Here is a 13,525-nt window from a genome sequence, read left to right as displayed (position 1 = left end):
TGGTCCCGATGGAGGAATTCACAAGGGCGAAGATCACCCGGCGCCCGAAAGCGCCGGGTGAGATGTCGTCTTACTTCTTCGGCGCCGGCATGTTGGTCGCGTCCTTCGCGGCCTTCTGCACTTCGGCACGGCGGTCGTCGGCGAGCGGGATCAGGCCGCGCTCTTCGAGATAGCCGCCGGTGCCCATGGCTTCGTCGCTCGTGTACTCGGCCACGAACTCGTTGAGGCCGGGGATCACGCCGCGATGAGCGTTCTTCACGTAGAAGAAGATCGGGCGGGAGATCTTGTAGGAGCCGTCCGCGATCGTCTCTTCGTTGGGCGCAACACCTTCGATCTTCACCGGCTGCAGCTTGTCCTGGTTTTCATACAGGAACGAGTAGCCGAAGATGCCGTAGGAGGTCGGATCGGATTCGAGGCGCTGCACGATCAGGTTGTCGTTTTCGCCGGCTTCGATGAACGGGCCGTCGGTACGCATGCGCTGGCAGGCTTCCTTGTGGGCATCCTTGTCGAGCGCTTCGATGGCGGGGAATTCCTTGCAGCCCTCTTCCATCACGAGTTCGACCCAGGCGTCGCGCGTGCCGGAGGTGGGGGGCGGGCCCATGACGGAGATCGCCACGTTCGGGAGCGAGGGGTCGATGTCCGACCACTTCTTGTAGGGGTTCGCGACGAGCTTGCCGTCGACTTCAACCTTGTCGGCAAGCGCCTGGAAGAGCTGCTTCTTCGTCAGGTCGAGCTGCTGGCCGTTGCGCGAAACGGCCATCGACAGGCCGTCGAAACCGAGCAGGACTTCCGTGATGTCGGTCACGCCGTTCGACGTGCAGAGTTCGTATTCCGACAGCTTCATCGCGCGCGAGGCGCCCGTCACGTCCGGGTGGCCGGTGCCGACGCCGCCGCAGAAGATCTTCATGCCGCCGCCGGTGCCCGTCGATTCGACGACCGGAGCGGGGCTGCCCGTTTCATTCGCGAACTGCTCGGCGGCAGCCTGCGAGAAGGGGAACACGGTGGACGAGCCAACAACTTGGATCTGGTCGCGGGCGTGCGCAACGCCTGCCACCGAAAGGGCAGCGACGGCAACCGTCGCGGCCATCGTCAGGGTTTTGAATTTCACGTTCATTCTCCAGTTTGTGAATGCCGGGCACCGGGCAACCACATCAGCCCCCCAGCGCGCCCGAGCCTTTGATCGAATTCGAGGATGAATTCCATGTGGCTTAACCTTCAGGCGGGCGGACGCTAGCGGGCCGTCGCAAAAGCTTTACGACGGTTCGATGACAGTTTTGCGACGGTCGGGGGTTTCGGGGGCTTATTTCGCCGCGGCGGGGGCGGCAAAAATCGGCAAAAGCACAGAGAAAACAGAGCCTTGACCAAGCTCGCTCTCAATCGTCAGGGTGCCCTCATGCCGGTTCACAATATGCTTCACAATCGCCAACCCCAACCCCGTCCCCCCCTTCGCACGGCTCGCCGCAGGATCGACTCGATAGAAGCGTTCGGTGAGGCGGGGTATGTGTTCCTTCGCGATTCCGGGGCCGAAATCGCGGACGGTGAGACGCACGTAAGGGCGACCGCCCTTCTGATCGGGGGCGAGAGAAATTTCGATCCGCTTGCCGGTGCGGCCGTAACGAAGCGCATTTTCTGCGAGGTTCTGAATCACCTGGCCGAGTTCCTCCCGGTCGCCGCGCACGAGAGGAAGGCCGGCCGGCGCATGGATGCCGATCTCGACTTCGTACCGCTCGGAGAGCGGCGTCAGGCCATCCGCAATATCGTTGACGACAGAGAAAAGATCGACAGCATCGGACGGGCGGACATGTTCGCGCAGTTCAATGCGCGAAAGCGAGAGCAGATCATCGATCAGGTGGCGCATGCGCGTCGCCTGGTCGGACATGATACCGAGGAACTTGTCGCGTGCTTCCGGATCATCCTTGGCGTGGCCGCGCAATGTGTCGATGAAGCCGGAGAGCGAGGCGAGCGGCGTTTTCAATTCATGGCTCGCGAAGGCGACAAAATCGGCACGCATGGCTTCGATGCGGCGCGCCTCGGTTATATCGCGCAGCAGCATGAAGATTGTTTTCGATGAGGACGGAGATGGTGTTCCGGTATCCGCTATGACGGACACCATCGCTGTGTAATTGCGCTGCACAGGCACTGGCACCGTATATTCGATGCTGCGTGCCTTGCCGTCCGCGATTACGCCGTCGATAGCCGTGACGAGCGGCGCACTGCGAAGCACGGTGGCGACATGACGGCCTGTGGAGGCGGTACCGACAAGCGCTTCGGCGGCCACATTCGCGAAGAGGACGCGGCCCGTGCCGTCCAGCACGATCAACGGGTCGGGTAGCCGGTTGAGGAGCGCGAGTGCAGTGCCACCCGATGCGAAAGCCGGCAAGCGGCTGTCACCGGTATCGGAGCCGATGCGGATGGGTGTCGTCTCTCCAACCGCGATCCACCGGCTGACCGCGACACCTGCGAGAAAGAGGAATGAAACGAAAGCGGCGATCGGATGCACGCCATCGAAAAGGACCAGCACCAGAAAAACGATGGCAGCCGACACGATAAAAGTGCGGGTGCCGGTCCAGCGGGAAACAAGATCACGCAACCTCTTTCGGCTGATGTCCGCCTTCGAATGCTCGTCCGCCGCCGCCATGTCGTTCCCGATTATACGCCGAAATCCCAGCTCATACCCTCGTGGTAGCACTTGAGCACCGATTTCGCGATGACAATCCGATGAACTTCGTCCGGGCCATCCGCGAGGCGAAGCGTGCGCGCGCCCTGAAACATGCCGGCAAGGGGCGTATCGCCCGAGACGCCAAGCGCGCCGTGAACCTGGATCGCCCTGTCGACCACACGTTCGAAAGCGGCGGGCACGAAGATCTTGATCGCAGAGATATCGACGCGGGCGGCGCTGCCTTCCTCCATCTGGTGTGCGCAATGAATGGTCATTAGGCGCGCGGCCTGAATATCCATGTAGCTGTCGGCGATGAAGCCCTGGATGAACTGCTTCGATTCCAGCTTGCCGCCATGCACGTCTCGTGAAATGGCGCGTTTGCACATCATATCGAAGGCGCGCCACATCTGGCCGATCGAATTCATGCAGTGGAAGACGCGGCCCTCGCCCAAGCGGTCCTGCGCGGCCTGATGGCCGGTGCCGGTGCGGCCGAGCTGGTTTTCGAGCGGCACGCGAACATTTTCGTATTTGATCTCACAGTGGTCGCCATGCGTGTGGCCCCAGACGGGAACGGAGCGGACAATATTCACGCCGGGCGTCGTCATCGGCACGATGATCTGGGTCATCTTGTCCTTGACGCCACCCTTGCCGTCCTTTTCTTCGGTGCGGCACATGACGATCGCAATATCGGCCCCGCGGCCATTCGAGGTAAACCACTTGTGGCCGTTGATGACCCAATGATCGCCGTCCTTCACGGCGCGGGTCTGGATCGCGTAAGGGTCCGAGCCCGGCTGGTCCGGTTCCGTCATGGAGAAGCAGCTCTCAATATCGCCCGCGATGAGCGGCTCGAGCCACTTCTTCTTCTGCTCGGGCGTTCCATATTTCAGCAGGATTTTCTGATTGCCGGAATTGGGCGCGACGACGCCGAAGAGACGCGCGGAGAAAGGCGACCAGGCCATGATCTCGTTCATGTAGGCGTGCTTCAGAAAGCCGATACCCATGCCGCCGTAATCTTCCGGCAGGTGCGGCGCCCACAGGCCTTGTTCCTTTACTTTCGTCTTGATCCCGGCACGGACGACCTCGGCCTCTTCGCCACCTTTGTAAAGGAGCGGCTCCGCGGGGATGATGTCTTCTGTAACGATCTTTGCTGTCATGAGCCGGATGTCGTTGATACCGTCTTCAAGCCCCGGAATCGGCTGCACCTGCATTGGATGTTCTCCCTCGGATCATTTTGTTTGAGCCAGCATAGAGGGGAGCGGCGCGGGAGGTCCAACGGCTTGCGAAAAGCAGATGGACGCTACGTGACATTCGCATGAATTCCCGTAGTCTAGCGCCGGATTTACATATGCTCAGCGAGGCAGAAGCGGCATGACGGCGATCGACGGCAAACTGGCGGTGGTGACGGGAGCGGCGAGCGGCATCGGGCGGGGCACGGCGCTTGCGCTTGCAAAGCGTGGTGCGCGGCTTGCGATTTCGGATCTCGACAGGGACGGGCTTGCGGAGACGGCGGCGCGGATCGAGGCGCTGGGCGCGAAGGTCACGACCTATCTCGTCGACGTCGCCGACAGGGACGCGGTTTACGCTTTCGCGCAGGAGATCGAGGCGTCGCATGGCGGCGCGGACATCGTCATCAACAATGCGGGCGTGGCGCAGATCGCGCGGGTGGACGAGCTTGCCTATGACGATTTCGAATGGGTGATGAATATCGACTTCTGGGGCATGGTCTACGGCACCAAAGCTTTCCTTCCGCAACTGCAGGCGAAGGGCGGCGGACACATCGTCAATGTGTCGAGCATTTTCGGATTGATCTCGGTGCCGACGCAAGCCGCCTACAACTCCGCGAAGTTTGCCATTCGCGGTTTCACCGAAGCACTGCGGCACGAGATGAAAGGCACGGAAATAAAGGTTTCCTGTGTGCATCCGGGTGGTATCAAAACCAATATCGTCCGTAATGCCCGTTTTCTGCAGAGTACGCAGGCGACGGTGCGCGAGGAGGCGGCGTCGGGCTTCGACAGGATCGCAAGGACGACGCCGGAACGCGCGGGCGAGATCATCGTGAACGGAATCGCGCGCAATCGCCCCCGCATCCTGATCGGCGTGGATGCGAAAATTGTCGATTGGCTGCAACGGCTTATGCCGGTTTCCTATGGCCGCATCATGTTCCGCGGCGAGGGCAGCCCGCTTGCCGGAGGCGCGGACGCGAGATAGGGAAACAACGCTCCGCCTACAGAGCAAAGCGGCTTATCCCCGCCCTGAAACGAGCCCGGTTATCCCCGTTTCGGGGGCCATTTATCCCCGGTTTTGCGGTGACTGTCATCAAACTGTCACCGAACCGTCACGAAGCGTTTTCGGGGTGTCTCAGGAGGTCGCGGAGGGGGACGCCAGGACGACTTGTCCCCGCCCGCCTCACTCGCCGGCGGAAGGTTAAAAATCCTCCGGCATCTTGTCCCCGGGGGTGCCGGACGGGGCATCCGGGGATAAGGGCAACCGGATCCTTATCCCGCCCGGGCGGCGCGGGGGACGAAAAAAGCGCGGAAAACTTGTCCCCGGGGGTGCAGGCAGGGGCACAGGGGGACAAGTCCGTTGACAAAGACGCCCGCCTGTACGACCTAATGGGCCATACACAATGACCGGGCCCCTCTGACGGCTTCCACCCCCGCCATGTCGGCATTGTTCATCTTCGCGGATGGCATGGAAGAGCGCCCCGAATTGGACCTCCCGGATTTCCTGTTTCTGTTTTTTCTCGGCAAGCCCATTTGGATGTGGGCGGGCTTCATCGCGCTTGTCATTTCGCTGCTGGCGCTCGACCTCGGCGTGTTCCATCGCAAGCAGCATGCGATCGGCGTTTCGGAGAGCCTGAAACTCTCCGCTTTCTATATATGTCTCGGGCTCGCCTTTGGCGGCTTCGTCTGGTGGTGGATGGGGCCGGATAGCGGGCTCAAATATCTGACCGGCTTCGTGATCGAGAAGAGCCTCGCGGTCGACAATCTTTTCGTCATCGCGATGATCTTCGCGCATCTCGCGATCCCGCGCGAATATCAGCACCGCGTTCTCTTCTGGGGCATTCTCGGCGTGATCGTGCTGCGCGGCATCATGATCGGGCTCGGCGCGACGCTGGTGGAGCGGTTCGAATGGATCCTCTGGTTCTTCGCCGCCTTCCTCGTCTATAGCGGCTTCCGGATGCTCTTTGCCGGCGAGGCGGACCAGGCGGAAGAGGAACACGCCGTCATCGGCTTCATGCGGCGGAACTTCCGCGTGACGAAGCGGCTGCATGGCGACCGCTTCTTCGTGAAGCGGCCGGCGGACCGCGAAGGCAAGACGGTGCTCTTCATCACGCCGCTCTTTCTCGCGCTTGTCGTGATCGAGGTGGCGGATGTCATTTTCGCGGTCGACTCCGTGCCCGCGATCTTCGCCATCACGACGGATGCCTATATCGTCTATACGAGCAATGTCTTCGCGATCCTCGGGCTGCGCGCGCTCTATTTTGCGCTCGCCGCCACCATCGAGCGGTTCCGCTATCTCAAACACGCGATCGCACTTGTGCTGATCTTCATCGGCTCGAAGATCGTGGTGGCCGACATGCTGGACATCGCGAAAATTCCGCCGGCGATCTCGCTCGGCGTGACGGCGGTGCTGCTGGCGGGCGGCGTCGCCTATTCGATGTGGCGGACGCGGGGCGAGACGCCGTTTTGCGCGGAGGATGAGGGTTCGCATCCTCGCGCGTGAGGTCCGGATGTGGCGGCCCCAACAACCAAAGAATGTCATCCCGGCGGAAGCCGGGACCCAATCCACGTTGATGCTTGCTCCATCGCCCCATGCATCATTCTGCGATGCGCCGCGCATAGCCGCTCTTGCTGAGGGACCCAATGGGTCCCGGCTTTCGCCGGGATGACAATTGTTTTTTGGTTTTTGGCAGAGGACGCTCCGATTTTGTCATTCGGAGTTGGGCGGGATATTCTTCGGGACTTCCCCCAAACGGATGGATTTCATGACGGATCAGAACGCCCAGCTCATCGGCCCCGCATCGCGCGTTTATTTTTCGCAGCGGCTTCGGCTTCATTATGTGGACTGGGGGAACGAGGGGGCGCCGCCCTTGCTGATGGTGCATGGCGGGCGCGACCATTGCCGGAACTGGGACTGGACGGCGCAGGCGATGCGCGACCGCTATCACATCATCGCGCCGGATTTGCGCGGGCATGGCGACAGCCAGTGGATGGTGGGGAGCGGCTATGAGCTCAACGATTACGTCTATGACATCGCGCAACTGATCCACCAGAAGGGGCTGGCGCCGCTGACCATCATCGCGCATTCGATGGGCGGCGCGGTGGCGCTGCGCTATGCGGGGCTTTATCCCGAGACGGTGAAGAAGCTCATCGTGATCGAGGGGCTGGGGCCCTCGCCCAAAATGCTCAGTGAGCGGAAGGAAATATCGGCCGACCAGCGCATCCGCAACTGGATCGACGAGGTGCGCAAGCTCTCGTCGCGCCAGCCGCGCCGCTATGACTCGATCGAGGATGCCTACAAGCGGATGCAGGAGGAAAACCCGCATCTCTCGCCGGAACGGGCGCGGCACCTTACCGTGCATGGCGTGAACCAGAACGAGGACGGCACTTACAGTTGGAAATTCGACAATTACGTGCGCGCCTTTTCGCCGATGGGCTTCGACGAGGAAACCTCGACGAAGCTCTGGGGCCGCATCACCTGCCCGACGCTCTTGATCCGCGGCACGGAAAGCTGGGCGAGCGACCCGGTGGCGGACGGACGGGCGAAGCATTTCCAGAATGCGAAGGTGGTGGCCGTCGAAGGCGCGGGGCACTGGGTGCAGCATGACAAGCTGGACGAGTTCCTGCGGCTGACGGATGAATTTCTGGCGGAGTAGGAGGAAGGAAGAAAAGGCCTTCTCACGCAGAGGCGCAGAGCCGCGGAGAAGAGAAGATTGGTTGCGCCTTCGGCGCGAAGAATGAAAGAAGACTAAACAAATGTCATCCCGGTGATCCCGGCTTTCGCCGGGACAGGAGCCGGGACCCATTGGTTCCCTCAGCAAGGGCGGCTATGCGCGGCGCATCGCAGAATGATGCACGGAGCGATGGAGCAAGCATCAACGTGGATTGGGTCCCGGCTTTCGCCGGGATGACAATTTTTATTTGATCTTTTGGCTGAGGGTTTGGTTGCGCCCTGACCCCGCCCAGAAAAATTCATAGGGAATTTTTCGACCCTCCCCCAAGGGGAGGGTGGGAAGGGACCACTGCGCTTTTAATTTTTCGAGGCTTCCTTCAGCGCCGCCAGCGTTTCTTCGGAGACGGGGGCTGTGAGGGCGCCGGCTATGGCGTCGAAGAGGGAGGCGACGAAGAAGGCGCGGGCCGCGGCGTTCGCCGTTGCGTCGGGACGGCGGGTCCAGATGGCGAGCGAGGTGAGCGCCATTTCGATCATCAGGCGCTGGCGCTGGATGGCGATTTCGGGCGGCAGCTCGGCGAGCACCGAAATAATGAGCGCGTTGGCGCGCGTGATGCCCTGGAAGCCGCTGCGGAGCGCCACCGTCGGCAGATCGAAATCGGGATCGTTGAGCACCTGCGCCGCGAAGCGCACAAAGCGCACGCCCTCCTCCGTGTCGAGAAGGCCGGTGAGCGGCTCGAAGGTCGCGCGCAGGATCGCGTGGAGGTCGTCCGCGCCGCCCGCCTCGATGAGCGCGTCGATGCGCGCCGCGCGGCGCTTGTCGATGGCGCCGACGCGGGCATCGAGAATGGCCTGGACCAGACGCTGCTTGGAGCCGAAGTGATAATGCAGCGCGGACTCGTTGCGCTGGCCGGCTTCGGCGTTGATCTCCTTCAGCGTGACGGCATGAAGCCCCCGCTCGCCAAACAGGCGCTCGGCCGCCTCCATCAAACGCGCGCGCGTATCGCCGCGCCGGGAGGTCTTGTCGGGGCTGTCAAGTTTACTCATACCGGCAGCGTAATGAAGGGCATTAGGGAGGGCAAGGGGGGACTTAGCTACCCCACCGGCCATCAAGCATTCAAAGGAAATAGCAGCTGCTGTTCCGGCTCTTCGATCACCGGCCGATCTGCGAATTGCACCCCCGCCATAGCCCCCAAATCGCGGACGACACGAGTAATGTGGTGAAGAGTATTCCACTCGCGCCACATAGATGCAGTTCCCGGACCTACCTTCGCCTGCCCCACCAAAAATATCCGGTTATCCGCGTAAGAAAACGAGCGCCCTTCATAATGGACGCTGTTTGAAATCCGCTGACAAACGTCTCGCATCAGATCAGCGTCACAACCCTCAGATTGCGCCCGAACGACGAACCAATGCGTAGCTGTTGCGTACCGAAGATGACGGATTGCACGACCTCCCCCGCCCTTCTTTTTCTTTTTTGGAAATTTAATCTCGGAACTATCCGCAGCAAAGTCTCCATAGCCAACTCGCTCAGGTGCGACACCACATTCAAGCATCGCCGCATGGAAAGCGGACCACTCGTCGCGGGGAATTAGCACACTTTCTCCGTGTCCAGCCGGATTCTTTGAGGGGAAGTTTGATGCTTGAAAGACTATACGCTGCCACCTGCCGATTTCGTTTGCGGTATCAAATATCGACGCAACTGCTCCCGCAGCAATTTCGGGCTTTAGAGGAGCCCCTTTAAAATCTAGAAAGATAACGCAATCGGAAGCATCAAGCCCCGCCTCTTTAAGTGCGTTGCGGACGGACTCGACTTCGACCTCTTCGTATCCAACCAAAACAGCTAGTTTTATTTTTCCCTTCCCACGCACATCGCGAAGCGAAGGGTTTTGAAGGTCGCGCAAAGTTGCAACAGGAACGATCTCCTGATTGCGGATTTGAGCAAGCTCCAAAATTCGCTTTATTCCAACTTCACCGACTTCATCCGCTATAAAGCTAAGATCCAAGAATGCTCGCCCTATTGGCCAATGCTTGCCGATTCTCTCCCCCGTCAGATAAATGACTTCATCAAGGGTAGGAATCCTTCCCAACTCCGGGTCGTACTCCTTTATGGGAGGAGCGATGAGCCGCGGCTCAACATGACGCTTCATATCCTGAGGCATCCTGTAGAGCGCGTACCGCTCTCCCTGCTTAAAACGCACACTAGGGTAATAAGTAAACATAGCTCTTGTCCTTACGTTGAAGACACGAACAGAGTACGCACTTTTTTTCCCCCAATTTTCTGTGAAAAAATTGAGTAGTCGTTTCTTTCTTTTCTAATTCTGCCAAACACTATTGAAGCGTGTATCCCAAGTTCAGCTGCAAATTTCTCAATCACTGTAGGTGACTGAGCTATTCTTGCCGATGATCGACGCCATAGTTCGTCCGGTATCAAGATGCTTGACGCGAATGCATCAGCCTCTGCCTCCATAGCATCCACTGATTCCGCTTCTATTTGATCGAAAAATCCAACCGCCAACCCCATTCGATAATGGAGAAGCACATGTGCCAGCTCGTGCAGAAGCGTGAACCAAAAATTGTCAATGGAGTCTTTTCGGATGGTCATCCCGATGACCGGAACATCTCCTTGCAAAAAAGCGGCTCCATCAATTGCAAGGCCGGGAATCTGCGGTTCGACCACCAGAATTATTCCATGCTGCAAGAGCATGTTCTGCGCTTCTAGTGGCCCCGCTTCATGAACACTTAGCTTCACCAAATCGGAGAGCCAAGTCAGCTCTAACGGCTCAAACTCTGGACGACTCGCATCAATTATTTCCTGCGCCCTATTCGAGACCCGCGCACGCCAAGCATGAAGCAAAATATCTTCGCTGTAGTCTTTGACGTTTAACCCTGTGCGCAACAAGGACGGGCTGCCAAAATCAATGCGGTTCTCCGCGATTAGCTTACGAAGTTCCTGTTCGTCATTTTCCTCAGAAAACCATCCGTGTTGGCGCCCGTGACTAAGAATCTTCCGTATACTTTGTTTTGAAACATTCTCTATCACTTGGTCGAGACCGCCAAATTCCTGAATGTCGGCGCGCAACTGGACACCAAGCAGAAGGGCAATCTTGGTGTAATTCTTCAAGCTAATAGTACTGTACCGATCAGCTTCATACCGTTGTACTTGCTGTTCTTTAAGGCCAAGCCTCCACGCCAAATCACGCTGAGTTAGCCCTCTAGCAATTCGCGCAACAATTAAGGCCAGGCCGGGATCACCACCGGCCTTTTGGCGCATGTTCTTATAATTTCCGTCGTCCTTAGCTTGCTCATAAGCTTCTACGGAGGATGTTAGTTCTTTGCGCTCAGCCTTTAGGGCGTGCGTCACCTGAAGCACAACTTCAGGTGGAAGCCCTGCAACCATAGGCTCCAAAGCCCGCTCCGAGGACAACGCCTCATTAAGGGCGGAAATTTTTGCGCGCGCTTCTTTAAGTTCGCGTTCGTTGAGAATCATACCGATAGCCATGGACAAGCTATACACAACATTTATGTTGTGTTCAAGGTGCGCCGGCAAAAAGCTTAATTTCAACGGTTCTTAGAGCCTCACCCTTCTCAACCGCAACGCATTCCCGATCACCGACACGGACGACAGCGACATGGCCGCTGCCGCGAAGACGGGGCTCAGTAATAGTCCGAACACGGGATAGAGAAGTCCGGCCGCTATGGGCACGCCGGCGGCGTTGTAGGCGAAGGCGAAGAAGAGGTTTTGGCGGATGTTGCGCATGGTGGCCTGGCTGAGCTCGCGGGCGCGGAGGATGCCGGTCAGGTCGCCCTTCACCAGCGTGACGCCGGCGGACTCCATGGCGATGTCGGTTCCCGTGCCCATCGCGATGCCGACATCGGCCGCCGCCAGCGCGGGGGCGTCGTTGATGCCGTCGCCGGCCATGGCGACGATGCGGCCCTCGGCCTGAAGGCGCTTCACGGTTTCGCTTTTCTGCTCGGGCAGGATTTCGGCTTCGACTTCGGCGATGCCGATTTCGCGCGCCACGGCTTCGGCGGTGCGGCGGCCGTCGCCTGTCAGCATGACGATGCGGATACCGAGCGCGCGGAGGCCCGCGAGGGCCTGGGCGCTGGTGGGCTTTATCGGGTCGGCGACGGCGGCGAGGCCCGCCAGCGCGCCATCGACCGCGAGGAAGACCACGGTGGCGCCGGTGTCGCGCAGCGCGTCGGCGCGGGGGGCGAGCGGGGATGTGTCCAGGTTCAGCTCGCGCATCAGCACGGGATTGCCGAGCGCGACGCGGCGGCCCTCGACAGTGCCCACGACGCCCTTGCCGGAGGGGGCGTCGAAATCTTCCGTGTCCGTCAGTTTCAGGCCTTCGGCTTCAGCGGCTGAGACGATGGCGGCGGCGAGGGGATGTTCGCTGCCGCGCTCGAGACTGGCGGCGAGGTGGAGAAGCTCCGCGCGGGTGAAGCCGGGCGCGGGCTCCAGCGCCTTGAGCACGGGTTTCCCTTCGGTGATGGTGCCTGTCTTGTCGATGACCAGCGTGTCGACCTTTTCCAGGCGCTCCAGCGCGGCGGCATTGCGGATCAGCACGCCGAGCGAGGCGCCCCGCCCCGTCGCCACCATGATGGACATGGGCGTGGCGAGGCCGAGCGCGCAGGGACAGGCGATGATGAGGACCGAGACGGCGGCGACCAGCGCGTGAGCGAGGGCGGGCGCGGGGCCGAAGAGGCTCCATGCGGCGAAGGCGAGGATGGCGACGGCGATGACGGCGGGGACGAAGATGGCGGCGACCTTGTCGGCCAATCCTTGAATGGGCGCGCGCGAGCGGCCTGCCTCCGCGACGAGGGCGACGATGCGGGCGAGCATGGTTTCCTCGCCGATGCCTTCGGCGCGCATGAGGAAGCTGCCGGAGCCGTTCAACGTGCCGGCGATGAGGCGGGCGCCGGGTTCCTTTTCGACGGGGAGCGGTTCGCCGGTGATCATGGATTCATCGACCGCACTGCGGCCTTCGATCAGTTCGCCATCGACGGGGACGCGCTCGCCGGGGCGGACGCGGAGTGTGTCGCCTTTCGCGATTTCTTCGAGGGGGACTTCTTCATCCGCGCCATTCACGACACGGCGGGCGGTGCGGGGGGCAAGGTCGAGAAGGGCGCGGAGCGCGTCGCCGGTGCGCTCGCGGGCGCGGAGTTCCAGCACCTGGCCGAGCAGGACGAGGACGGTGATGATTGCGGCGGCCTCGAAATAGAGCGGCACGGCGCCATGCGCATCGCGGAAGGCGGGCGGGAAAATGCCGGGGGCGAGGATGGCGGCGAGCGAATAGACATAAGCCGCGCCGGTGCCCATGGCGATCAGCGTGAACATGTTGAGGTTCATGGTGCGGAGCGAGGCGAGGCCACGGACGAAGAAGGGCCAGCCCGCCCAGAGGACCACGGGCGTCGCCAGCGCCAGTTGCAGCCAGCCGGAGGCGGCGGGGCTCAAGGGGATGTGGAGGCCGAGGAGGTGGCTGCCCATTTCCATGGCGAAGAGGGGAGCTGCGAGGATGGCAGCGACCCAGAACCGGCGCGTCATGTCCTTCAGCTCTTCATTCTCGGGCTTGTCGCGCGAGACGGTCATGGGTTCCAGCGCCATGCCGCAGATGGGGCAGGAACCGGGACCGTCCGCCACGATCTCCGGGTGCATGGGGCAGGTATATTTGCTGCCGGGGGCGGCGGGCTTCGGCGTGTGGGCGTGGGCATGGCCATGGGTGTGGCAGCAGGAGGCGGGGGCGTTTTCGGTGTTCATCGGGGCTCCGGAGCTTTCCAGCTTGTTTGCGAATTGCCTGTGAGGCGAATATGGGGCTTCCAGTAACGGGAAGGTCAAGGCCGCAAAGGCTTGACGCCCCGGCGCGGGGCTGGCACTTCGCTTGGAGGGGGCCAAACGGGGGGCGTGCGCGGAAGCCCATGAGGAGTGTGTCCGGATGGCGGCAGGAAGACGAGCGGGCGACGCGGCCAAGG

At 60.9% G+C, this 13,525-nt stretch carries 10 protein-coding genes; 3 read left to right on the top strand and 7 right to left on the bottom strand.

All coding sequences use genetic code 11. The features are described from left to right. Nucleotides 1–70: 70 nt before the first annotated feature. The 3 genes from PLAV_RS02005 to PLAV_RS01995 form a co-directional block, all read right to left on the bottom strand. Nucleotides 71–1,114, bottom strand: a complete 1,044-nt coding sequence (locus tag PLAV_RS02005) for a substrate-binding domain-containing protein (protein WP_041535803.1) — start codon at nucleotides 1,112–1,114, stop codon at nucleotides 71–73. A gap of 186 nt (nucleotides 1,115–1,300) precedes the next feature. Then, nucleotides 1,301–2,638, bottom strand: coding sequence for an ATP-binding protein (locus tag PLAV_RS02000; protein ID WP_011995307.1), 1,338 nt, complete (start codon nucleotides 2,636–2,638; stop codon nucleotides 1,301–1,303). A gap of 11 nt (nucleotides 2,639–2,649) precedes the next feature. Further along, nucleotides 2,650–3,867, bottom strand: a complete 1,218-nt coding sequence (locus PLAV_RS01995; RefSeq protein ID WP_011995306.1) for an acyl-CoA dehydrogenase family protein — start codon at nucleotides 3,865–3,867, stop codon at nucleotides 2,650–2,652. Nucleotides 3,868–4,027: 160 nt separating this feature from the next. Between PLAV_RS01995 and PLAV_RS01990 the strand changes: the two genes are divergently transcribed. From PLAV_RS01990 to PLAV_RS01980, 3 genes are all read left to right on the top strand, one after another. After that, nucleotides 4,028–4,867 (top strand): SDR family NAD(P)-dependent oxidoreductase, encoded by an 840-nt coding sequence (locus PLAV_RS01990; protein ID WP_011995305.1) that lies wholly within the window; start codon nucleotides 4,028–4,030, stop codon nucleotides 4,865–4,867. Nucleotides 4,868–5,350: 483 nt separating this feature from the next. Then, nucleotides 5,351–6,385 carry a TerC family protein gene (locus tag PLAV_RS01985; RefSeq protein ID WP_049767841.1) on the top strand — a complete coding sequence of 345 codons (1,035 nt, stop codon included), beginning with the start codon at nucleotides 5,351–5,353 and terminating at the stop codon, nucleotides 6,383–6,385. A gap of 262 nt (nucleotides 6,386–6,647) precedes the next feature. Further along, nucleotides 6,648–7,538 carry an alpha/beta fold hydrolase gene (locus PLAV_RS01980; RefSeq protein ID WP_041536206.1) on the top strand — a complete coding sequence of 297 codons (891 nt, stop codon included), beginning with the start codon at nucleotides 6,648–6,650 and terminating at the stop codon, nucleotides 7,536–7,538. 374 nt (nucleotides 7,539–7,912) lie between these two features. On the opposite strand, the gene PLAV_RS18635 is transcribed toward PLAV_RS01980, so the two are convergent. From PLAV_RS18635 to PLAV_RS01960, 4 genes are all read right to left on the bottom strand, one after another. Beyond that, nucleotides 7,913–8,599, bottom strand: a complete 687-nt coding sequence (locus PLAV_RS18635; RefSeq protein WP_168713168.1) for a TetR/AcrR family transcriptional regulator — start codon at nucleotides 8,597–8,599, stop codon at nucleotides 7,913–7,915. Between the two features lie 62 nt (nucleotides 8,600–8,661). Then, nucleotides 8,662–9,774 (bottom strand): beta family protein, encoded by a 1,113-nt coding sequence (locus tag PLAV_RS01970; RefSeq protein ID WP_011995301.1) that lies wholly within the window; start codon nucleotides 9,772–9,774, stop codon nucleotides 8,662–8,664. A gap of 11 nt (nucleotides 9,775–9,785) precedes the next feature. Continuing rightward, complete coding sequence (locus tag PLAV_RS01965) at nucleotides 9,786–11,042, bottom strand: XRE family transcriptional regulator (RefSeq protein ID WP_245545201.1); 1,257 nt, start codon at nucleotides 11,040–11,042, stop codon at nucleotides 9,786–9,788. An 81-nt stretch (nucleotides 11,043–11,123) separates the two neighbouring features. After that, complete coding sequence (locus tag PLAV_RS01960; protein ID WP_011995299.1) at nucleotides 11,124–13,313, bottom strand: copper-transporting P-type ATPase; 2,190 nt, start codon at nucleotides 13,311–13,313, stop codon at nucleotides 11,124–11,126. Nucleotides 13,314–13,525 lie beyond the last annotated feature (212 nt).

It is taken from the genome of Parvibaculum lavamentivorans DS-1 (assembly GCF_000017565.1).
In the GTDB taxonomy this organism is placed as follows: domain Bacteria; phylum Pseudomonadota; class Alphaproteobacteria; order Parvibaculales; family Parvibaculaceae; genus Parvibaculum; species Parvibaculum lavamentivorans.
This window is presented reverse-complemented; position numbering and strand designations above follow the sequence as displayed.